20 protein-coding genes and 3 pseudogenes are annotated in these 21,633 nt (G+C 58.5%); 19 read left to right on the top strand and 4 right to left on the bottom strand.

All coding sequences use genetic code 11. From position 1 onward, the window contains the following. Nucleotides 1-404 precede the first annotated feature (404 nt). The 9 genes and pseudogenes from IVB24_RS13560 (at nucleotide 405) to IVB24_RS13520 (ending at nucleotide 8,659) form a co-directional block, all read left to right on the top strand. On the top strand, nucleotides 405-1,838 hold the full coding sequence (locus IVB24_RS13560) for an adenylate/guanylate cyclase domain-containing protein (RefSeq protein WP_247773187.1): 1,434 nt from the start codon (nucleotides 405-407) through the stop codon (nucleotides 1,836-1,838). 532 nt (nucleotides 1,839-2,370) lie between these two features. Next, nucleotides 2,371-3,195: a DUF6345 domain-containing protein gene (locus tag IVB24_RS13555; protein WP_247773186.1), complete on the top strand. Its 825-nt coding sequence runs from the start codon at nucleotides 2,371-2,373 to the stop codon at nucleotides 3,193-3,195. Nucleotides 3,196-3,206: 11 nt separating this feature from the next. After that, a complete protein-coding gene (locus IVB24_RS13550; RefSeq protein WP_247773185.1) occupies nucleotides 3,207-4,307 on the top strand; it encodes a hypothetical protein in 1,101 nt (366 codons plus the stop codon). A 451-nt stretch (nucleotides 4,308-4,758) separates the two neighbouring features. Continuing rightward, nucleotides 4,759-5,064, top strand: coding sequence for a hypothetical protein (locus IVB24_RS13545; RefSeq protein WP_247773184.1), 306 nt, complete (start codon nucleotides 4,759-4,761; stop codon nucleotides 5,062-5,064). 17 nt (nucleotides 5,065-5,081) lie between these two features. After that, nucleotides 5,082-5,480, top strand: a pseudogene (locus IVB24_RS13540) (hypothetical protein). Between the two features lie 185 nt (nucleotides 5,481-5,665). After that, entirely contained in the window at nucleotides 5,666-5,866 is a 201-nt protein-coding gene (locus IVB24_RS13535) for a hypothetical protein (RefSeq protein WP_247773183.1), read from the top strand. A gap of 15 nt (nucleotides 5,867-5,881) precedes the next feature. Further along, complete coding sequence (locus IVB24_RS13530; RefSeq protein WP_247773182.1) at nucleotides 5,882-6,286, top strand: hypothetical protein; 405 nt, start codon at nucleotides 5,882-5,884, stop codon at nucleotides 6,284-6,286. A gap of 183 nt (nucleotides 6,287-6,469) precedes the next feature. Beyond that, complete coding sequence (locus IVB24_RS13525; protein WP_247773181.1) at nucleotides 6,470-8,071, top strand: hypothetical protein; 1,602 nt, start codon at nucleotides 6,470-6,472, stop codon at nucleotides 8,069-8,071. Nucleotides 8,072-8,092: 21 nt separating this feature from the next. Beyond that, nucleotides 8,093-8,659 carry a hypothetical protein gene (locus IVB24_RS13520; RefSeq protein ID WP_247773180.1) on the top strand — a complete coding sequence of 189 codons (567 nt, stop codon included), beginning with the start codon at nucleotides 8,093-8,095 and terminating at the stop codon, nucleotides 8,657-8,659. 262 nt (nucleotides 8,660-8,921) lie between these two features. Here the strand turns inward: IVB24_RS13520 and IVB24_RS13515 are convergent, their stop codons facing one another. Further along, the gene (locus IVB24_RS13515; protein WP_247773179.1) at nucleotides 8,922-9,662 is read right to left on the bottom strand and encodes a HupE/UreJ family protein; all 741 of its coding nucleotides are present in this window, start codon (nucleotides 9,660-9,662) and stop codon (nucleotides 8,922-8,924) included. Between IVB24_RS13515 and IVB24_RS13510 the strand changes: the two are divergent. The 5 genes and pseudogenes from IVB24_RS13510 to IVB24_RS13490 form a co-directional block, all read left to right on the top strand. Beyond that, nucleotides 9,640-9,783, top strand: a pseudogene (locus IVB24_RS13510) (IS3 family transposase); the annotation flags it as partial. The gene IVB24_RS13515 and the pseudogene IVB24_RS13510 overlap by 23 nt on opposite strands. A gap of 177 nt (nucleotides 9,784-9,960) precedes the next feature. Next, nucleotides 9,961-10,296 carry a hypothetical protein gene (locus IVB24_RS13505; protein ID WP_247774294.1) on the top strand — a complete coding sequence of 112 codons (336 nt, stop codon included), beginning with the start codon at nucleotides 9,961-9,963 and terminating at the stop codon, nucleotides 10,294-10,296. Then, on the top strand, nucleotides 10,179-11,720 hold the full coding sequence (locus tag IVB24_RS13500) for an SUMF1/EgtB/PvdO family nonheme iron enzyme (protein ID WP_247773178.1): 1,542 nt from the start codon (nucleotides 10,179-10,181) through the stop codon (nucleotides 11,718-11,720). The genes IVB24_RS13505 and IVB24_RS13500 overlap by 118 nt, the downstream gene beginning before the upstream one ends. 17 nt (nucleotides 11,721-11,737) lie before the next feature. After that, complete coding sequence (locus IVB24_RS13495; RefSeq protein WP_247773177.1) at nucleotides 11,738-12,181, top strand: DUF4399 domain-containing protein; 444 nt, start codon at nucleotides 11,738-11,740, stop codon at nucleotides 12,179-12,181. A 720-nt stretch (nucleotides 12,182-12,901) separates the two neighbouring features. Further along, entirely contained in the window at nucleotides 12,902-13,291 is a 390-nt protein-coding gene (locus IVB24_RS13490; RefSeq protein ID WP_247773176.1) for a hypothetical protein, read from the top strand. A gap of 671 nt (nucleotides 13,292-13,962) precedes the next feature. On the opposite strand, the pseudogene IVB24_RS13485 reads toward IVB24_RS13490, so the two are convergent. Together IVB24_RS13485 and IVB24_RS13480 are read right to left on the bottom strand one after the other, a co-directional pair. After that, nucleotides 13,963-14,208: pseudogene (locus tag IVB24_RS13485) on the bottom strand (transposase); the annotation flags it as partial. Nucleotides 14,209-15,360: 1,152 nt separating this feature from the next. Beyond that, the gene (locus IVB24_RS13480; RefSeq protein ID WP_247773175.1) at nucleotides 15,361-15,528 is read right to left on the bottom strand and encodes a hypothetical protein; all 168 of its coding nucleotides are present in this window, start codon (nucleotides 15,526-15,528) and stop codon (nucleotides 15,361-15,363) included. A 206-nt stretch (nucleotides 15,529-15,734) separates the two neighbouring features. On the opposite strand from IVB24_RS13480, the gene IVB24_RS13475 reads away from it, so the two are divergent. The 5 genes from IVB24_RS13475 to IVB24_RS13455 all read left to right on the top strand — a co-directional run bounded on the left by IVB24_RS13475 (nucleotide 15,735) and on the right by IVB24_RS13455 (nucleotide 20,429). Beyond that, nucleotides 15,735-16,888 (top strand): IS3 family transposase gene (locus IVB24_RS13475; protein WP_247768341.1). Its coding sequence is split into 2 segments (ribosomal slippage): nucleotides 15,735-15,984 and nucleotides 15,984-16,888, totalling 1,155 coding nucleotides; the frame shifts between segments, so codons are not numbered across the junction. 672 nt (nucleotides 16,889-17,560) lie between these two features. Beyond that, nucleotides 17,561-17,830 carry a phasin family protein gene (locus tag IVB24_RS13470; protein ID WP_051462794.1) on the top strand — a complete coding sequence of 90 codons (270 nt, stop codon included), beginning with the start codon at nucleotides 17,561-17,563 and terminating at the stop codon, nucleotides 17,828-17,830. 418 nt (nucleotides 17,831-18,248) lie between these two features. Then, the gene (locus IVB24_RS13465) at nucleotides 18,249-18,407 is read left to right on the top strand and encodes a hypothetical protein (RefSeq protein ID WP_247773174.1); all 159 of its coding nucleotides are present in this window, start codon (nucleotides 18,249-18,251) and stop codon (nucleotides 18,405-18,407) included. Nucleotides 18,408-18,438: 31 nt separating this feature from the next. Further along, nucleotides 18,439-18,873: a nuclear transport factor 2 family protein gene (locus tag IVB24_RS13460; RefSeq protein ID WP_247773173.1), complete on the top strand. Its 435-nt coding sequence runs from the start codon at nucleotides 18,439-18,441 to the stop codon at nucleotides 18,871-18,873. 23 nt (nucleotides 18,874-18,896) lie between these two features. Beyond that, entirely contained in the window at nucleotides 18,897-20,429 is a 1,533-nt protein-coding gene (locus tag IVB24_RS13455; RefSeq protein WP_247773172.1) for a caspase family protein, read from the top strand. Nucleotides 20,430-20,599: 170 nt separating this feature from the next. Here IVB24_RS13455 and IVB24_RS13450 read toward each other — a convergent pair whose 3' ends face one another. After that, on the bottom strand, nucleotides 20,600-21,022 hold the full coding sequence (locus tag IVB24_RS13450; protein ID WP_247773171.1) for a hypothetical protein: 423 nt from the start codon (nucleotides 21,020-21,022) through the stop codon (nucleotides 20,600-20,602). Nucleotides 21,023-21,633: the final 611 nt, after the last annotated feature.

Below are 21,633 nucleotides of genomic sequence, written 5' to 3'. Positions count from 1 at the left end.
TCGATCCTACGGTCGCCTTGGTGGCATGGTCAGACCAGTCGGTGGCATGGTCAGACCAGTCGGTATCCAGGAGTTTGCGGGGCCTAATATCGGTGGAAGACTCAACTCCAGAAGCGCGCTGCACCGCTCTCATGAACATGTTGGACGAAGACCGGGCATTACTTATTCGATTAAAGTGCCGCATTCCCGGCTGACACAGGCCAATAGAGCTGACTTTTCTTATCCTGCTCGGTTCGACTAAAACAATTGGGCAAAAAGCGTCCGCGTCGATTGCCACGTGGCTTGTCGAATGGCCGACCAACCAGGATCGCCGGATCGGAGCGAGGTATCATACTGATATGCAAGGGTCATCCCCGATCAACGAAGGCCTCCTGAATCACCGGCTCGTAGAGCTCGGGTCGATAGTGAGCTGGGCGCCGCGGGCCCTTTCGGTTCTCGAAGGCTTTATTCGCGCCTCCGGCGACTATGATCTCTTTCGCGTCAATCCTATCCAGTACGCGACTGCCAACGGCCTAAGTGACGCCGAAGGAATCGAGCTGTTTGTGCACGCCGCGAAGGTTGGCCTATTCGAGATGCAATGGCTGCTCATCTGCGCCTATTGCCCGCAGGTCGCAGGCACTTTTCGTGAGCTAGACCAGGTTCATCCACGTTTCCAATGCGAATTCTGCAACGCCCTCAATGAGGTGGCCCTTGACGATTATATCCAGGTCACCTTTACCGTCTCAAGTTCGGTTCGCGACATCATATATCGTCATCCGGACATGCTGTCCGTCCAGGACTACTATCTGCGTTACAACTTCTCCAAAGACTTCAAGCCCCCGCACGGAATGACACACGAGCAACTCGTTGCGGCACTTTCGCGGGGATTTGCCGATATCGAGCCGGGGCAGCGGCTGAGCTTAGAATTCGATGTAACAGCCGGCCGTTTCGAGGTGCTCGATCTTAGCCATAAGCTTCTTCTGGTTTTCTTCGCAAACGGTGAACCGGCGGAACGCCTGGAAACGCTGGTCCAGCTGGAATCCGGCCGGTTCGTAGTTACGGATCGACCCACTAAACCGAGAGATATGATTCTTGGCGACGGACGCTTTGCGTTTCGACAGACGGCCGATCTTAGCCCAGGCAAACATATTATCCGAGTTGAGAACCGCACCAAGGATCGAGGCCGCTTCTGGTTTCTCCAGTACCCTTCCCAGTTCCAGCCCCATCTGGTCGAGTATGAGCCGTTTCTTTCCGGTAAGCGATTGTTGCTCACCCCCTGCTTCGGCGAACTCTATAAGACCCAACTGGTGAATGAGCGCGATAGTCTAGCCGTTTCCGACATCACCTATCTGTTCACTGATCTAAAGGATTCGACGCCGCTGTACGAAAGCATCGGCGATGTGAACGCCTACTTTCTCGTTCGTCAGCACTTCGATATCTTGAATAAGATCATTAAGAGGCGATCTGGTACGATTGTGAAGACGATCGGTGATGCAGTCATGGCCGGCTTCGAGCGTCCACAGGATGCCGTTCTTGCATCCGTCGAGATGATCGAAGAGCTGTCGCGATTCAACAAAACCGCTTCGCAGCCGCTTGGCCTCAAAATCGGCGTGCACAGAGGCAGGGCCATAGCCGTAAGGCTCAACGATCGGATTGACTACTTCGGACAGGACGTGAATATCGCCGCCCGTGTGCAAGGTCTAGCCGGTGTCAACGAAATATGCCTGACAGAAATGGTGATGGAGGCTCCCGGAGTCAGTGACATTGTCAAAGGATGCCCATCGTCGCGTGACTACCAAAACTTGAAGGGCATCGGCCAGAAAATGGAAATACACCGGATCAAAATTCCTTTGGCGTAGAGATAAACGACCGCACGCGTCCTGCGCAGCGGCAGACCGATTGTCGACTGCGGGCTTAAGCGCCCAATTCGCGCTGGTGCAGTGCCTTCCTGTATTCCGGGCGGACAACGCCAGCAGGCATCAGCGTGTCTGCGTCCCCAATCCGCACGATCGTTCGGATATCCGATGTTATGGAATGCACACGTCACGCCGTAATTGGAAAGCTGCCCGCGAAATTTCGCCGCGGCGCATAGATTCTGATCTGCCAAGATAGATGCGCTCATCAGACCGTTCGTGATCTGACAGGCTCCCTTCGTTCGAAGAGGCTGCCTATTGCAGCGCTATGCGTCAGTCCCGCTTACGGGAGTTAGCGGGACTGATTGCATTTCCGTTTAGCATAGAACGACGTTGTGAACTCAATCACTAGGTCAAGTTGGGAACAGGTCTACACTTCAGCGCTTACGCCGAAGCATTCACGACCTAGTTGGTCGGAGTCATTTGGCGAAGAGGCCTCGATCCATCATTCAAATCGTGGAAGCTCTAGGAGCGTCCGATGCAGACAAAACAGACCCTTCAGCAGATACTGAATTGTTGTTCTATGATTGCAAAAGTAGTCTCCGCCATTCTGATCCTTTGCTCTGCTGCGTCGGCGCGCCCGTTTCACCCTGCAACTGAGGTGGGCGTCCGGTGCCAACAGGAATACCAGAACAATTGGCAGACGGACGTCGGGAACAGTGACGTGTGGCGACGCTGCGGCAATTTCATGAGTCAGATAGGCCAGACGGACAACGTCAGGTTCTATTTCAACTTGCATGGCGCCAAACAACCTCTAGAGAAAGCCAACGATGGGTGTGGTCAGAGCTGCGGTGGCGCGGACTCCGTTGACATCCTCTACATGAACACGCATTCGGGCGTGAACAGCTCCGCGGCCTTTTGGGCTATGTGGGATCAAGGAAGCAACGCTGTCACGTCGAACATGCGGTTGGGCGACAACAGTCGACAGCTGATGGTGCTTGCAACCTTTTCCTGCTCGACCTTGCAAACCAGCGATGGAGCAGCAGCTGTGCTTGCCCGCTGGCTGGGCACTTTCTCTGGTGGCTTGGTGATGACCGTCGGCGCGCACAACCTCCTCTACTCAGGCAACGACCAATCGGCGACCGAATTTGCCAGTCGAATGCAGGATGGAGAGCCCATCTCCCAAGCCTGGCTGGAATCAACGTGGTACGCCGACAACGACAATGCCCCGAGCGCAATGGCCACTGGCGCCAACGCTAACGATTGTTGGAACCGAATGAAAGTCTCCTTACCGACTCTATTTGGCACGCCCGTGCTTCGCGATTCGCAAATCGGATTTGTTTGCTGGAGCAGCTGGAACTAAGGAGAGAGGCAATGCGCCATCAATTTACAACGGCAGCACTTGTATTCAACATTCTCCTGACGGCGGGTGTCGTACCTGCAAACGCCGAGGCCACCGCTCGGGCGGAGGAGAATGCCCGGCGCTCCCTTACCACTGCGCTCGGGGAGCGGACCCTTCCGATTCTTTCGAGGAGCAGCGTTCGTACGCCGGAGGCCGCCCTCTCGGTTTTGACCGACTCTATCAAGAAACTAGATCAATCCTTCTCCGTCGATCGAGCGACCAGAGAGGCTCAGCGCGGTCGCCTCCTTGTTTCGACAAACGATTGGAGATTGACTATCTTCGGCGACGGAAGTGCCGCTGAGTTCGTCAATCTCACCGCGTCGAGCAAGGCGCATGAGAACAGGCTTGAGCCGGGCCGCAAGATGTCGCCTGAAGCGTTACAAGCGGCAGGCCGGGACTTCATAGCTCGGTACTTGATGAATACGATCGTCCTGGGACCTGCAGAGAGACTGGAGCCTGAACTGACGTCGACGCGTCTGGAAGGCGGGGTGGCGGCGGACGGGACCTCCTCCTATTCAGCCGTCGTCGCGAACAGAATTGTGTTCACCAGGGAGATCGATGGAATACCAGTGGTAGGCGCAGGTTCGAAGGTAACTATTACCTTTCTAAACGATGGGAGTATCGAGTCGTTTCGCTATGACTGGCCGCAATACGTATCCACTGACCGAACGCAAGCTACCGTCGACATCTCCGAAGTTCTCAACAGGGTGAGCCGAACAGTTGGTTTGCGCGCTCAGACCCTGCAAAGGGACGGGGACCAATCGACCTTGCCACCTGAACAGTCCAGACGCGGCAAGACCACGCTGCAACGACTTGCGTGCGGTTATTATGACCCCGGCATAATGGCTCGTGACCCCGACGCACCGGTCCAGACTGGCTGCTACTATCACCTGGTTGAGACGCGCGGTGAAGGCGAGTTCGTCACCAAAGCTGCGCGGTCCGGGGCCGTCCCGGCGGGACAGCGCGTCGAAATCGACCCGCGATGGCCCGAGGCTGCGCGGATGTTAGGGCTCGACGGCTCCGCTGCGCCAGATGCCACGGTACGCCCGGTACCGCCGAGAGAGCGGCAGTAGAATCGCCAAGTGCCTACTAGCGTTGCTCGAAGGACGCATCCAAGCTCTCGCGTAAGAGACGTTCTACGCCATACACGTGTTCCAATAGCCGGATAACGGCTAGGACCGCTCTTGATTTTGCCTCACAGCGGACGCCGCACCGGCGTGACAGCCGCTTGCAATTTGCCAAATCCCGAATCATGCGGTGCAGCAAAGCACCTTGTTCACCGCGTTCGCGCGGGAGCAATGCCCATCGATGTCGGGTCTACAGCCCGAGCCGACGCAGCAATGCCTCCGGTTGCTGCCTGGGTGGCGTAAGCACGAACAGAGACCGGACTGCGGTCATGAGACGCGGCCGCACGACCCGTGAGCTTTGCTGACTCTTTCCTTCTGAAATTTCACTGGCTTTTGTCTCAGCGGAGATCCAGACTTGTGCAATTAACTTCTGTGATTTGTTGTTGGAGACATTGCAATGGTGAAGCCAGCTGTTTCCCGTGACGCTTTTCGTGGCCTTTTTGCTCTCTTCGCAGCGAAGGCTCACCACGACCACAAGCACGAGGGTGAAAACCATCTATTGAAGCTGTTCGCGTCGACCAAGGACATTCCTGATTTTTTGCTCGAGTTATGGTCAGACCGCACTCAGCGGCTCGGCTCTGAAACTGTCGGTGACATACTCAGGCCGCGCACCCGCCAGATCGTCGATGGCAGTGCACACTTTGACCATGCCAGCGACTTTCTCCATGCTCTGCTTAGAGACATGGATCGAAAAACGCACTGACTGTTTCGTCGCCTCCCTTGAAGCGAAAACTTGAATGTTCCTCTGCCGACAAGATCGCGCTCTTCATCAACGAGGCCAAGCTTTACGTGAGGGCGAAAACCTCGGTTCGACATCGCTTACAAGCGCCCGCTGAAGGAATTTAGCAGCCGCGGGACACTGTTGCGAGCATTCTACACCGTGATCTTCACGATCGGCAGCCAACTGGCGATGATCGCCACGAGCTGCGCCGACAGGCCCGCGTCTTCACCGACCTCGCTGAGCTGCAATCCAAGCTTTTCTTCGATCCGTCTCAGCACACCGTCCCGCCCGATCGCGGCGAGCCTGAGAAATTCCGGGGCAGGCGCGAACTGGCCGTTTCATTGTCTGCAGCACCCGACCGCAGGTCATTGCACGCTCGTTCGACGTTGGGGTCGTAGACAGACAAATGCGAACGTTTACGCTGCTCGCTTGCGCGACTCCTGGAGCGAGCCTAATCACCTAAGGGCCGAGCTCTTCCATACAAGGGACTTACGAGTTCCGAGGTTCTCCCGTAATCATAAACATTGTTGAATCGCGCCGCGCGAAAATTGGCTAGTGAGGCTTTCCAGTCTGGCGGGTATTCATGTTCGATACGGCGACCACCGCGCTTTTGCGCGCGATCCTTGACGAAGTTTGTGAGACCGTTTCACATTGCGAGATCGGCGCGCGTACCCACGTCGCCTCGCAGATTCTTGGGGCGGCGAGCAGAGGCGAGGTATCCCCCGAGGGGCTCAGGCGAGTCGGCCGGGATACCCTGCCCCATGCGCCTACGATGTGGCAGTGATCGGTTGAGGCCGGCGTGAGTTTCCAGGTGACGGTGCTGAAAATCCTCGTGAGCTATCCGGACGGCTTCGCCGTGATGGAGGATCTCAAGCGCAACATGGCGATCCTGGCGACCAGTGGCCGGGATTGGGCCGATTGGACTAGGCGGCTGGCCGCGCGCGTGTCGGACCTCGACATCTTCTCGCGGCGTCTCGTCGAGCGGCAAGCCGGAGACTGGAAGATCATCTTTAGAGGCCGAGCCGTGCTGGAATTCATGGAAGCTCGCTCGAAGGTCGGCAGGCCATTCGAGGCGCCTCGGCTCGATACGACCAATTCGCCCGTGCCTCCCTTGCCTCCAGGGGCGGAACGGGCGCAGCGCCGGCGCGAACGACGCGAGCGGCGTCGCGAAGGACGCGAACGAGCTCGAGCGAACGCCTCTTGAAGGAGCGGGGCACGACAGGTTTGCTTCCCTAGAGCAGATCGGTCCTATTGACTCGCATTGCGAATGGGCAAATCCTTCTGACAATGCGATTGCCATCTTAGTTTCAAACCTACTAACTTCGGCGCCCTCGGTTTTATCGGCGCCATCTGACCAAATTTATTCTGAACAGAAACGGAGGGGCCGATGCGCGCGCTCGCCTTGAGAACCGTCTCACTTCTCGCCCTCGCTGCCCTGGGTTCAATTTCCGGCACGCCTGCCGCGCGCGCGGAGGACGGAACTGACGAGCAATTTGGCAAGGTTCACTTCCAGACCTCTTGCAATGAGGTGGCGCAGCGCCGCTTTGACCGCGGGATGCGCTATCAGCACTCGTTCTGGTACCGACCCGCGAAGGAGATTTTTGAGGAGACATTGCAGGCTGATCCCGAATGCGCGATCGCCTATTGGGGAATTGCCCTGAGCCTGCTGTACAATCCGCATTTTCCCGCGCCGAAGGAAAACCTCACCGAGGGTCTCGCCGCGCTGCAAAAGGCCAAGGCACTTGGCGCCAAGAGCGAACGCGAACGCGACTATATCGACGCGCTGCTGGCCTTCTATTCGGGCGACGAAAGGACGACATTTGGCCAGCGCGCACAGGCTTATCTCAAAGCGACCGAAGTCGTGGCCGCACGCTATCCAGATGACGACGAGGCGCAGATTGCCTACGCCATTACGCTGAATGTCACGGCGTCACCAAACGACAAGACCTATTCCAATCAGCTCAAAGGCGCCGCCATCCTGGAGCCGATCTTCAAGCGCCAACCGCGGCACCCTGGCGTCGCGCACTACCTGATCCACCTCTACGACTATCCGGCGATCGCAGAGCAAGGCCTCGACGCTGCCAAGCGCTATTCTGAGATCGCGCCGGCGGCGCCGCACGCTTTGCATATGCCGTCGCACATTTTCACGCGCGTCGGCTACTGGAACGATTCCATTGATGCCAATAGCCGTTCAGCCAAGGCTGCCAAAGAGGGCAAGGACCCCAGCGAGCAGCTGCATGCCGACGACTATATGGTCTACGCCCTGCTCCAGCTTGTGCAGGATAGCCGAGCGCACGACGTCATTGCGGACATGGTTGCGACCACGGGCTACGCGCCGGCGGTCCGAGCGGGTCCCTACGCGATAGCGGCCAGCCAAGCTCGCTATATGGTCGAGCGCGGCGATTGGCAGGGCGCTGCCGCCCTGAAGCTCGAGCCGAGCAGGTTTGCCTATGTTGATGCGATCACCTATTTCGCCCGCGCCCTTGGCGCCGCGCGCTCCGGCAATGCAGACGCAGCCTCGGCGGACATTGCCAAGCTCGCGGAGCTGCGGGACAAGCTGCAGCAGGACAAGGACGCCTATTGGGGCGAGATTGTCGACATTCAGCGGCAGGTCGCCACAGCCTGGCAGCTCAACGCCCAGGGAAAACAGGCGGACGCGCTGGAAGCGATGCGCGTTGCCGCGGATGCCGAAGACAAGACTGAAAAGTCCATCGTTACGCCGGGACCGCTTGCGCCGGCACGCGAGCTTTACGGGACCATGCTGCTCGAACGCGGCATAGCAACGGAGGCCTTGGCCGCGTTCGAAAGCACCATGCGCAAGGAGCCGAACCGCTTTGGCGCGACGATCGGCGCCGCTCACGCTGCCGAGAAAGCGGGTGACGCCGTGAAAGCACGCCAATACTACGCCAAAGTCGTCGAGATGGCGCGCAATGGCGACTCCTCGCGGGAGGACCTCGTGGCCGCACGAAAGTTCTTGGCTCAGAATTAGCAAAAGTGCCGCGGCAGCTTCATGCGCCTTACAAGCAAATTCGTCGCGATCAGCGCTGCCATCGCACTGCTCTGCGCAGCCGCGGCGGTCTGGAAATTGCGATCCGGCGAACCGGCACGCGCAACAGCGGCATCCGGCGAGGTCCGCCCGGTGTGGACGGAAACCGACTGGCCTTTCGGCGCGGATCCCTGGGGGAAAGGAAAGGCGTTCCGCTGCAAGGCTGCCGATTGCGGCGGTGAGGTCCAGCTCTACGTCCGCGCCAAGCTCGGCTTTTGCAATTGCGCCACCGGCGTCGCCGACGATGGCGACCTCGAGCAAATGGGCGACCTGGCGCTGATTGGCAAGGCAACGCCGATCGGTTCCGGCCGCGAGATCATTGTCGGTCCGATGCGCGGCCGCAGCCGGGCCTATCGCGTCGAGGGTGATCGGAACGTGGCGCTGTCACTCGCCTACAATCAACGTTGTGACATGGTGGCCGCGACGGCTTTGGTTGGGCCGGGCGCTCCCGCGTCACTGGAGCCGGCGGTGCTTGCCTTCCTCAATAGCGACCGCATGTTGAAATGGGCTGAGATGGCGCTTGGCTTATAACACAGCAATTCGGCTCGCTCGCAGTGTTAGGATATCAGTTGTTATGGAAGAAGTGGGCCCTTAGATGACTTGGGCGCATGCTGAGTTACCGCTACGCGCAGGCAAGCGCGACGACGTCTGCAATGGCCTCAGAAACAGACATGCGAACCCTCGCTCCGCGAAAGGGCCGCTGGACTGCCTAACCGGATGGATGTGCCTTACACAGAGTAACCAAGTTCTTCTTCCTGCATGTAGACGCGACGTGCAGCGACCTTCGCGGACTTCACGCAAAGAAGGAAAAGGTCCTCTCGATTAGCCAAAACGCCGCAACTGTACCGATCGCGTAGGCGCAGACGACGTCGAGCCGGTTGACTGCCCGCTGAAACAGGGGAGGTCTCAGGCGAAGCGCCATTGCCGTGTGGAACAAGCCGCCCGCCGTCAGGATCGCGGCCACGAAAGCCAGCTGCCCAATCTCCACGCCGAGGTTAAAAAACAGCAGGGCAACGGGAATGGCATGTTGAGGTAAGCCCACCTCAGCCAAGGCTCCGGCGAAGCCAAAGCCGTGTAAAAGCCCAAAGCTGAAGGCAACCAGCCACGGCAGACGCGCGGTCAAAGTCGGCTTTCCGCGGCGTGCGTTCAGAATCTCGACAGACACCAGCATTATGCTCAGCGCTATGGTCGCCTCCGCGGGCGGCCCCGGCACGTTCACGAAACCCAGCGTCGCCGCAGCAAGCGTAATGCTATGTGCAATGGTGAATGCCGTCACGGTGACGGCGACGCGCCGCCAGTCGCGAACCAGGATCACCAGCGCCAGCACAAACAAAAGGTGATCGAAACCGAAAAGAATGTGTTCGACGCCCAGCCGCAGATAAGTAGCCGCCACTTCCCCCGAACCGGGCACGGCTTGAACAACGAACGATGTCCTGGTCGGAGAAAGCCGTTCGGTCTGAATGAACCGCCCCGGGTTTGCCGGAGGCTCCAACTCCTGAGAGGATGGAGCCATGACGAGCAGGACGACAAACAAGTTTTCACCCGAGGTCCGGACCCGAGCGGTTCGGATGGTTCTGGATCACGCCAGCGAGCACCCGTCACGCTGGGCGGCAGTGATGTCGATCGCGGCCAAGATCGGCTGCACGCCGCAGACGCAGGCAGCCTCGTCGTCTTGAGGACTTCGCCCGTATGGTCAGTATGGGGGCGACTTCTTCAAAGTGAACTAGAACCTGCGCATTCCATGCGATGCCGAAAGGTATCGGAATGTTCTGGGACCCACTGCTAAGCTGCACTATCGGTTCTTCGCCGCCGACATGCTCTCACGCCGCCCCATGATCGCGGCGCCCAATACCTACGCGCGCGCGACAGTCATCGGCGGCGAGACCGCGTCCGACGACCGGCAGGTAATCTGGGATGGCATTTCGATCGGCAACGCGATACAGACGAGTGCTTCGATATTGTCTGCGTTCATCGATGTGATATTTTTTGGAATTCGATCCTTTTGGGGATCGTATGATGCGGTCGCGTTCGCCAGTTTTGTGGGTCCGCTATGGGCGAAATTCGCAACTTCCGATCCGGGAACAACGGTGAACCCCCTTCACATGGTGTCGGGCCTCGTCGTCTGGCAGCGATCATCGTCGGTGACATCGCTTCCTACAGCCGCCTGATGCAGGCCGATGAAGAGGGCACGCACGTCCGCGTCAAGCGGATCGAGCGGGTTCTCATCCAGCCCAGCATCGTCGAGCACCATGGAAGTCTGGTGAAGACGACGGGCGATGGCTTCATCGCCATTTTCGACAGCCCGGTCGAGGCCGTGCGATGCAGCATCGTCATCCAGCAAAACCTCATCGGCCGCAACGCCTCGCTTCCGAAGGATACCCGGATCGAGTACCGGATTGGCGTCAATCTCGGCGACGTCATCGTTGAGTCGGACGATATCTATGGCGACGGCGTCAACATCGCCTCACGCATTGAAGGCATTGCGGAGCCTGGTCAGGTCTACATCTCGGGCGCGATCTACGAGCAGATCAAGCACAAGGTGGTGTGCGGTTACGAGTCGCTCGGGGATCGGAAGGTCAAGAACATCACCGATCCCGTGCGCGTCTATCGCGTGCTGCCGGATGCAGATGCAGTCTGCAAGACCAAGGGCCGGCGCGAGAATATCTTGATCTTCCTCCTGAGCCTCACGGTGCTGGTCATTGCCACCGGCGTGCTGTGGTACCTGCTGACGCAGGCGCCGGGCAAGGTGAGCGAGCAGGCCGCCCTGCCCGCCGCTTCTCCTAACTCTTCTCCAGCCGCATCGCCAAGCCCGCAGCCTCCGCCGCGCGAGGGCGCGGCGCAAAGGCCGCAGCCTTCTCCCTCCTCGGCTTCGTCGCCTCCCTCGCCCGCTCCGCTGCCAAGTCCATCGACAGTTCCCGTCCGCGAACCCGAGATGGTCGCCATTCGCGGCGGCAGCTTTGCAATGGGAAGCAACGACGACCCGACCGAGCGTCCTGTCCATCAGGTGACGGTCAAGCCGTTCTCGATCGGAAAATATCCGGTGACCGTGCAGGAATGGAACGAGTGCGCCGCTGCAAAGGCGTGCGGCTTCACGGCGATCGGCAAGGACGATGCGCCGGTCAGCAATGTGAGCTGGACCGACGCGCAGCAATATGCGGCCTATCTCGCTCAGGCGACGAAGAAGACTTATCGGCTTCCGAGCGAAGCCGAATGGGAATATGCCGCGCGGGGCGGAACGCAGACTAAATATTGGTGGGGCGACAAGCTGCAGCCGGGCATGGCCGGCTGCAAGGATTGCGGTGATCTCGCGGCCGAGCAGCCGGCGAAGGTCGGCAGCTTCAGGCCGAATCCGTTCGGGCTCCACGACATGGGCGGCGGTGTCGATCAGTGGGTCGAGGACTGCTGGCACAAGACCTATCAGGGCGCGCCCGGCGACGCCTCGGCATGGAGCAGCGGGGACTGCAGCGCTCATGTCCTGCGCTCGGGCTCCTGGAAGAACGATTCGAGATATGTGCGGCCGTCCAACCGCGACGGCTACGACACCAATGTTCGTTATCCGACGCACGGATTCCGCGTGGCGCTCAGCCCCTAAATGGTGGAGGTGGTTTGATGCAGATATTTCGTTGCGTCGCGCTGGCGGCGGCGCTCGCATTGCTCCCGGGGGCAGCCTTTTCACAAGGCAAGGCAGCGCCCAAGGACGCCAAGCTCTATTTCATCACCCCGCATGACGGGCAGAAGGTCCGCGGCGGATTCTGGGTGCGGTTCGGCTTGCGCAACATGGGAGTGACCCATGCCGGCGACGAGTACCAGAATGCCGGTCACCATCATTTGCTGATCGACGTCAACGACCCCGTCGATCCCAAGGAGCCGATCCTGCAGGACAAGTCGCATCTGCATTTCGGGGCGGGACAAACCGAAACGCTGCTCGAACTTCCGCCCGGGACGCACACGCTTCAGCTCGTGCTGGGCGATGCCAAGCACTATCCGTTCGAGCCGCCCATTGTGTCGGAGAAGATCACGATACGGGTCAGGCAGCCCGCGACAGCGAAGTAAATCGCAAGCAGGGTCTAAGGTGTCTTCACCGTTGCCGCCAACTGGCCGCCGCTGCTGCGATGCGTATAATTTTTGAGGAGATCAGCGACAGTACTGGCAATGAACCTGCACCTTGGTGCTTTTCGGCCTGGCAGTCACCCCATCATTGCGATATTGGCGTAGTTCGCTTTTGAGAGCTTTGAACCTTTTTCGCGATGCGAGCGTCTTATAATTGAAGCTTCCCTAAGCTTCACCCCACCAGAAAGCCCCGCTTCCCCCAGGCGGGGCTTTCGCTTTTGCGCGCCGCATCAACGCACCACGCTTTCCAAGCGGCACCGCGAGCAACCTTGGTTCGTTCTACGGCTTACTAGCCGCACCAACACCACTCCTGTTCTTGAAACGTCTTACCCAAATAACGGTCTGTCGCATGCGTCATTGTCATCGGCGGTGTACTCATCGTGAAAAGAGCGCCCTTGGCCAAGCGTCGCAGAAGCTGATCGACCTGGAGCATCCACGCTTTCCAGCGGACTTAGCGATTTAGATCCGAGACGCTCGCTGAAACCAGGCTTGGGCCGCACTAATGACAATCGGCCAACCGCCAATCTCTAGGTGCAAACCAACTCGTATATTCATTTGCCAATGTGAGCGAGTTCACACGCGCTCTGCGCGTCCGGGCCTATCCAACTTTGGGGGACAAAGGATAGATGAAACGACCACATCGACAACACCGTCGGAGGTATCATGCTTCACTATTCATCCGAGACAGCAGCGCTTCTTAGAGAACATTATGACCCGCACTCGACCGCAAAACCGAAGCACGTCAGGGTCACTCCGTCACCGGTTTTGGACAAACATGCCTACGCTAAGGCGTTGGCCGAAGGCTTGCGAGTCTCCACGAAGTTTGGACGCGTGGATGTGCTTGGACGCCGAGCGCTCCGGGAGCCCGTCAGCGGCGTCTATTCGTTGGCGCAATGGCAATCTGGATTCAAGCTCCAGAATGACCGCGGTACGTGCTGGGATTTTGCGGGTGCCGCGTCGTTGGAGGCAGCATATCGACGCAAGTATGGTCTGCTCATCGATGTGTCCGAAGAATACATCTTCCATATGGGCAAAGCGTTTGCTTTGAACTGAGACGGCGCGGGGCGGCAGCGCGTCCGGTAGAAAACAACTCCTCGCTGACCGGTTTCCAAGGCAGTGGCGATATCGCGAAGAAGATCTCAGAGAACGCCGCGCCTCCAGAGGACGCGGCGCCATACTTGCAAAACCAACAGACACTGTTGGACATTTTGCCCGTGCTGGGATTTGCCGGCGTGGAAGCAGTGGCGAGCCAAGAGGACTACGACGCCGTTGAATTTTGTGAACAACACATTCCGCTCCTGGCGCGGGTGAACGCTCGCTACAGAGCGGCGGGTTGGGGGTCTCTTGGCAACAACCCGAGCATCACCGCCCTGGAGAATACTATCCTCTCGGACCGCGAAGTAATTTGCGATGTCTTCCACAAGACCCCGAACATCGGAGGTCACGTGCTTTTGCTGATCGGCTTCGATCGCAATCGGCAGGTGTTCTTCGCTAAGAACCACTGGGGCGAAGGCAAATTCATCGAGATCGCCTACAACAACGATCCGAACTGGCAGATTAATTCGGGCTGGTACATCACGGACGTCGTCGATCCAACGTTTGTGCAGAGCGAGGCTTGTTGGCTTGGCAACTGGCATGCAAACGTGGGGAACTCCTCGTTTCGGCTTATCCTGCGGAGGTCTGAGGATTTTGCCAATCCGGGGACGCCGACGAAGCTTGGGACGGCGGCGGCTCGAATGCACACGGTTGAGATAACCATAAATGTAGAGCTTCAAGAGCGCGGCCGGATGATACGACGGCCTACCTGTGCCGGCAGGCTCAACGCCACCGAACCCAAGTTCAGCCAGATCGAGGGCCGCAACGAAGGCGTCGATCACGCGAACCGGATTGTCATCCAAAACCCAGTCATCCAGGCATTCCGGCAACAAAGTCGATTGCCCGCGATCAGCCCCTTGAACGAAGCGACTCATGCCCAGCCCCCGCCGATTCAGTGCGGGAATCATAGCAGACAAGGCGTTTTCACACAGCCAGGGTCAAAAGCTGGAGTCGATGCAGGTTTAGCTTGGTGTTCGGTTTACCTGCGACAGCGGACACCACGCCGGCTTAGGCTCTTCAGCTGAGGGCCGATTTTGTTGCAAAAAGGTCGGTTGAGACAAGTCACGAAGCATGTTTTTTGCTGCGAAGTGTGAATCGATGTTGGGCTTCGGGTTCCGCCCGGAGCAATACGTTCGGCGCTGGCATCAAGTCTGCAGTCGAGCGCGGTTGGCTCGATGTGCACGAATGTGGCACCTATGTGCGGCTCCTGACGCCGGGCAAGGATTTGCTGGCGAAGGCATGACCTCGTCCGCTTTTCGACGAGCCGATCGTGCTGCCAAACGGCGGCAAGTTGGTGACGCTGCTTGACGCCGGCGAGTACATCAGCGTTTTGCCGACGAAGGAGCATCAGGCGCCGGAGTGGCAGGCCGCGATGGACCGTTGATTTTGGTCGCGGAGGGTGGCAGCCGACCATGTTTGCCCGCATCGGTATCATGCGGGCGTTGAACGGGCACTAGAACCACACTGAGGCTGACGCAAGCTGGACAGGGTCAATGATCACGGCTGCCCCTGAGGGTCACCAACCTATCGCATGCTGCACAACGCGAAGCACCGTAGCTGTGCTTCGTGTATAGCGGCCATCGTTCCAGCGATAATCCACTGCATATGCCGCAATCGCAGCAAAGATGATTGTCAATCCGATCTTGCCCATATCCAACTGTGCTCGCCCGCGCTCCAAATGAACTTCGGGATCAAATTGCTACGCAAGAATGTCGTCTGACGAAAAATTTCGATGCGCGCGGAAGTCTATTTCTCACGGAAAAGCCGCAGCGTGGTTCCAGCCCCACTGCGGCATTCCCGGGCAACTGGAAATTGGTAGGTATTTAAATCGCGCCGGTGTTCTCACAGTAGAACACCCCGTTCCGAAAATGGACTCCGGACAACTACCGGATTCCGGTTTTGTACGCATTGTCGATATGGGGCTAACGTGGCATCGCATGGCTTCCAGCCCCCAATGCTCCCGGCAGCCGATCCAATTGCGGATTAGAGCGCCGGGAGTGCTAGGCCGGCCAGCGTGACCGGAGCCCTTAACCCCGCAGTTGAAGGCCGAAGTTTTCCGCCACACGCTTCACTGATGAAATGTATCTATCCAACGCACTCGCAATCTGTACCGCGCCGGCGGCTTCGCGCGACAGCGTGAGCAGAAGTTGCACCTCTGCATCGGTCCATTCTTTGGGTTTGTCGTTTCTCTTCATCCACGCGATGCTTGATGGATCATCGGATTGGTTTCAGATAGGAAGAAAGCCCGCCAGGTGCGTTATCTAGCGGGCTTCCGGTCGAAGGTCGCAGCGAGTTCACCATTGCGACCGGCGAATATGAACGCAACTAGGTTTACAGTTTGTGAGCTGCTGCCGGTTTGATGGACACCGAGATTGGGTGTTTCATGAAGCCGGAGGTGGTCATGCAGAGACGGAAGTTCAGTCGAGAGTTCAAGGTCGAGGCGGTCAAGCTTGTCAGGGAACGAGGGGTGTCGGTGGCGCAAGCCGGCCGCGACCTGGGGGTTCATGAGAACGTGCTGCGCAAATGGGTGAAGGAGTTCGGCTCCGATCCCGTTCAGGCCTTCCCCGGCCACGGGCAAATGAAGCCTGAGCAATTGGAGATCGAGCGGCTGCGGCGCGAGGTCACCAAGCTGAAGGCGGAGCGGGACATCCTAAAAAAGGCCGCTGCCTACTTCGCGAAGGAAGCGACATGAAGTTCGGCTTCATCGCGAAGCACCGGACCATCTGGCCGGTGGCATGGCTATGCGAAGCAATGGGCGTATCGCGGTCGGGCTTCCATGCCTGGCTGAACCGATCGCCCAGCGCCAGATCCCGAAGCGACGAGACGGTAGGCCAGAGGGTCAAGGCGAGCTTCGTTGCCAGCGACCGGACCTATGGCGCACGGCGCGTCTGGAGAGACCTTCTGGCAGACGGCGTCGACTGCGGCCTGCATCGAATCGAGCGGCTGATGCGCCTGCAGGCCTTGCGGGCGAGACCAAGGCGCCGGCGCCTGCCGAAGGACGAAGGCGACCGGCAGATAGCGAACGTGCCGGCGAACCTTCTGGATCGTCAGTTTGTGGCTGAGCGGCCGAACCAGAAGTGGATCGCCGACTTCACCTACATCTGGACCGCCGAGGGCTGGCTCTACGTGTCGGCCGTGATCGACCTGTTCTCGCGCCGTGTGGTCGGCTGGTCGATGAGCTCTAGTATGACAGCGCAATTGGTTGCCGATGCCCTGTTGATGGCAGTCTGGCGCCGCGGCAACCCGGATGCTTTGATGCATCATTCCGATCGCGGCAGCCAATACGTCAGCGAACAGTTCCAGCGCCTGATGGCCGACAGCGGGATCGTTTGCAGCATGAGCCGATCCGGCAATGTGTGGGACAACGCGGCGATGGAGAGCTTCTTCTCGTCGTTGAAGACCGAGCGCACCGAGCGCAAGACCTATCGCACCAGGAACGAGGCAAGAGCAGATGTGTTCGACTACATCGAGCGGTTCTATAACGCCGTCCGGCGTCATTCGACCATCGGCTATCTCAGCCCCGTTGAGTTCGAGCGTAAGGTGAGATTAGCTTAACCTGGTGTCCATCAAACCGGCAGCAGCTCATTGTTAGCGGCGGCTGCGTAGCTTGTTGCTTGGGATGGGGCCGTGGGGGACATACGCGGCCTTGTGCTCGGGGCGAGAGCCCGCCAGCTAGCCAGCCTCGGCGGCGCTCTCCCTCAGCATGGATGGTTCAGATTAATCACTAATGCGGTTTGTGATTTAGATCATATTTCCCTTGCCCGACGGCCCGGTATGATCGGCACCGGGGCCGGCTCCATATTTCACTTAGATCTTTCCACCCGGATTTTTGACCGCGCGGGGCCGCAGCAGGATCTCCCTGCTGTGGCCTTCGCTCGCCGGGCGCCGATGGAATTCCCAAAGATCGATCGCGACACGCTTCGCCTGATCAAAGGTTCAAAGAGATCAAGAGTCGCGGCACGCGCCGCGCAATTCTCCTGCTTCTTGAGCAGCTAGCCCACAAGGACGGCTGAGCCTCAAACGCCGACCGGAAGGGCCATTAGGCCGTTAGAGGCAGCCTGTGACTTGAAGCCGTCTATCTTCAATATGAACTCCGTAAAACTACAGTCTACAAACTGTCATTGCTGCGGCGCACCAATTATGCTTGCTTTTTAGGCACCCTCACCTTCATAAGATCAATTGGATCGGAGATCTCCTCCGGGACTGATCGACCAAGGACCATTCAACATGACCGATTTTTCCAACATTCAGCAGCATCTTACCGCTATTACAACGGCCCAGACCGATTTCGCGAAATCGTCGTTCGAGGCCAGCAAGGCCTATTTCGAGAAGCTTGCAGCCGTGAAGTCCCCCGACAAGTTCACCGAACTGACAACCGAATACGCCAAGTCTGCACAAGAGACGTTCTTCGCTGAAGCGACCAAGATCGGCGAGCTTTACAGGACTTTTGCACAGGAAGCCTTCAAGCCGATCACCTCAAGCTTTCTGCCCAAGTGACCGCATAGCTCGGGCACTCCGACGCATTGAAGAAGCAGCGATAAGCTGCATCAGGCCCCGGCGGCCACGACCGTGCTTGGATTACTAACGCAAGTAAGGATTTCGCGCCGTAGCATTTCGATTGTGACACGCTTTGTCCGCGAAATCTGTGCGCTGCAAGATGCCCGAAGGCCGTCAGCTCGAAACCATATGACAGGTCCCACGAAGCGATCCTGAAACAGACCGGCCCTAGCCTTCATCAGGTGGATAGGGGAGCTCACGTCATGTGGACAATCATCAACGCACTCTATGAAGAGTACTGCCAAGCTCGGCTTGACGAGATGCTGCGAATCGAAACTGCGAAATAGGCGCGAACTTCCGCGCCGGGATGGCTAAGCGCGAGTTGGCTCAGCCGCGATAGAGCAATTTGGAGGGTAACATGGCGGCATTGGCTACCCGTTTTTTTCCCAAGGCGTCGGTCGAGACGATTGCTGACTTCGAGGCGTTCTTATCGGTATCGCTATTCTGTTTTGGCGGCTTGCTCATGTCGGTGAGCATTATCGTTGCCGACAAGTACATGCCGGGCGAGTGGTTCTGACCACCGCATCGTCCTGATCAAGGCGAACCCGATGATGCGTGCGGTCGTGCTTGTCGCATTCTTGTTGATATCGGCTTCCTATGTTGCTGCCGCTCAGCAGGCTAGCGACGATCAATATGCCGACCTGCAGAAGAATTTTGCCGAGGCATACAATCGCAAAGATGTCGATGCCATGGCTGCAGCGTTCACCGACGACGCCATTAGGGTGACGCCGAGCGGTATGTTCGTAGGCCGAGAAGCGATCCGCCGTAATCTGCAGGATGTCGTCAACTTGGACCTGCACGACTACTCAGTAGAGCGCAACGTGTCGCGGTCTTTCGGCAACTTCGTGTTCAATGCTGGCGAGTGGCAGGCCAAGCTCGGCGACCAACTGCTTCACGGCTACTATACTGCAATCGTGGTCCGAGACGGTGGCGTGGCGAAGATCATGGAAGAGACCGTGACCGTTGCTGCTCCTGGGCAATGATGAAGCTTTGTCATGAGGTGACGATGGGCGTGCTGCGCTGGTTGGCATTGTTCTTCTCGCTGTGCTTAACCTGCGGCTTTGCTCACGCCGAACGCCGGGTCGCGCTCTTGATCGGCAACTCGGCCTATAAGAGCGTTCCCCCGCTGGCGAACCCGGTGAACGACGCCACTCTTGTCGGAGGCATGTTTACAAAGGCCGGCTTCGACGTGGTCGATACGAAGCTTGACCTCGGCGTTGCTGAGATGCGTAGGGCGCTCCGCGAGTTTGGCGCAAAGGCGCGAGATGCTGACGTGGCCGTGATCTACTACGCCGGTCACGGAATCGAGCTGGACGGCAACAATTACTTGGTTCCGACGGACGCGACGCTGGAGACGGATGCCGACGTCTTCGACGAGACCTTCCCATTGGACCGCGTGCTGTTCGCCATTGAACCTGCGAAGCAGCTTCGCTTGGTAATACTCGACGCGTGCCGAGACAATCCCTTTGTCAAGACGATGAAGCGTACGCTGACATCACGTTCCCTCGGCCGCGGTCTTGCCAAGATCGACCTGACCACACCGAACACCATGATCGCCTTCGCCGCCAAAGCGGGCTCGACCGCTTCGGACGGCGACTCCAAGAACAGTCCATTCTCGACTGCCCTGGTCGAGCGCTTGCCGACACCAGGGCTTGATCTGCGCAAAGCTTTTGGGTTCGTGCGCGACGACGTTCTCAAGAACACCGGCTATAAGCAGGAGCCCTACGTGTACGGCTCGCTGGGCGGTGACGACATTCCACTTGTACCCGCAGCAAAGCTGGGACCGGCAACTTCATCGACTTCGCTTGCCTTGATGTTGCGAGACTATCAATTGGCAGAACAGATCGGGACCAGAGAGATATGGACCGCTTTTCTGATTCAATATCCGGACGGTCTCTATGCCACCTTGGCGAAGGGCCATTTGGATTCGCTAACGTCGGAGGCTCAGCCCGCCAAGTCAGCTCCGTCAGTTGAGCTCTCGGCTCGTCCGAAATTCGGGCGTGAGGCTGTAGTTCGCGACATCAAAAAGGAACTGCAGCGCGTCGGTTGCTATGCCGGGGTGATCGACGAAGAATGGACGACAGCAAAACCATCGGCGGAAAAATTCCTGAAGGCTGCGAAGATTGCGAAAAACTACGAGGAACCCGGGCCCGACCTGTTGGACATTATTCAGAGCCAGGCGGGTCGAGTTTGCTTGCCGACGTGCTCGATCCGGGAGATTGAGTCGGGCGGTAAGTGCGTAGCAAAGACCTGCGGAGCGGGCATGACGCTTTCAAATGAGGGATCGTGCGAAGGCCGCGACAAGCCCGCAGCGACTGCCGGTGCTGTGGATAGAGAGTCTGCTGATGTTGGTAAGCAGCGGGCAGACAATCTCGGATTGGGTGATGCCACCAAGGAGTCCTACGCTGTCATGGGTCAAGGGACCATAAAGACGGGGCAAACTGCAACGTTCACGGCGCGAAACGGGCGGAAGATGACGTGCGTCGGCGGAAACAATACAGGCACTGTTGCGCGCCGGTGTTCCTGGAACGAACCTTGATTCTCATACGTGCCGCAAGTCAGGCGTTCGACCCGCCTTCTCGTCGACAAGCCGGTGCGTCGATTTTCAGTAATTCCACACGTCGCCTAGCACTTCCTCGCGCTTAGATGGGGGCAGCCCCGCTGAGACCAGTCGCAGTCGCGCCGCACAGGGCATCGCGTTTGTGACTATTAAGCAGCCTGGCTTCGACCGCCATCGATGACCGCGAACAGCGCGCGCCGATCAACTGGTGAGCTACTCGGCTGATCAGGCTTTTCAGCGGACCCTACAGGTGGCGTACACTTTTCCAGCAAGGTGTCCGACGTTGCCGCCTCTGCTTCTACATCAGCGACGGGAATTCTCACCTTCTGTTCCATAAATTCGAGTGCGGCCGCGCCCTTGGCCGTCAACCGCCAACCGAACGAATATCTTTGCACAAAGCCCAAGGAGAAGATGTCCAACGACGGGAGCGCAGCACCCAGCCGCTTGCTGTAGCTTGCCCAATCAGCGCCGCTGGTTGCTAAAAATGCCAGGTCGCGTTTGATCTCCGTAAGCGTCGCCAACCCATTAGGGTAACTAGCAAGTACCTTCAAAATGGACACCTGGAAATTCACGACCGCCACCCACCCGGTTATGCCGACCATTTTGTCAGCGGTGCGTGGCACAATGCAATGAATTTGAATGCGCACGTCCTACAAGACGGTTCACTGAGCTCCATTGGGCGCGGCACGAGCGATGCTGGATGGGTAGCCTCGGCATGATTGTGCAGTGCATCCTGGAAGGTGAAGACGAATTGACCCCCGTATTGCATGCGCATGGGGAGGTACTCGACTTCGACGCACTTCAGGTCATTAATGGTGACTGGCTTCTTCCCCCCGGCATACCGGCGCATCTTACGTTCTCCGTCCAGCGCCGCGTGACTCGTTCAATGGACGCAGCCCTGGGGAGCCGCGCAGCTGCGAACGTTGATGGTCGATATATTCCCGCACTACCTGCCGAACCTCCGCCATTCCGACCGACCGGTCCTCGCGCTGGGCCCTTGTCTCGACTCTCGCGCCAGCGCTCTCCAGTAATGACCGGCGCAGTTCGTAGACGGCCATCGCCGCTTCGTCTGAAAGCGCCCGCGCCTGCTCTCGCGCGGCACGGGCCTCGTCGACAAGCCGTCGACTATCACCATCAGCGTCTTCCGTTTTTTGCTGTGTCATTTGAAGCCCGAATCAACGAC

The sequence above is a fragment of the Bradyrhizobium sp. 192 genome (assembly GCF_023100965.1).
Lineage (GTDB): Bacteria > Pseudomonadota > Alphaproteobacteria > Rhizobiales > Xanthobacteraceae > Bradyrhizobium > Bradyrhizobium symbiodeficiens.
The sequence above is the reverse complement of the archived record's forward strand: the minus strand, read 5'-3'. Positions and strand labels throughout refer to the sequence as shown.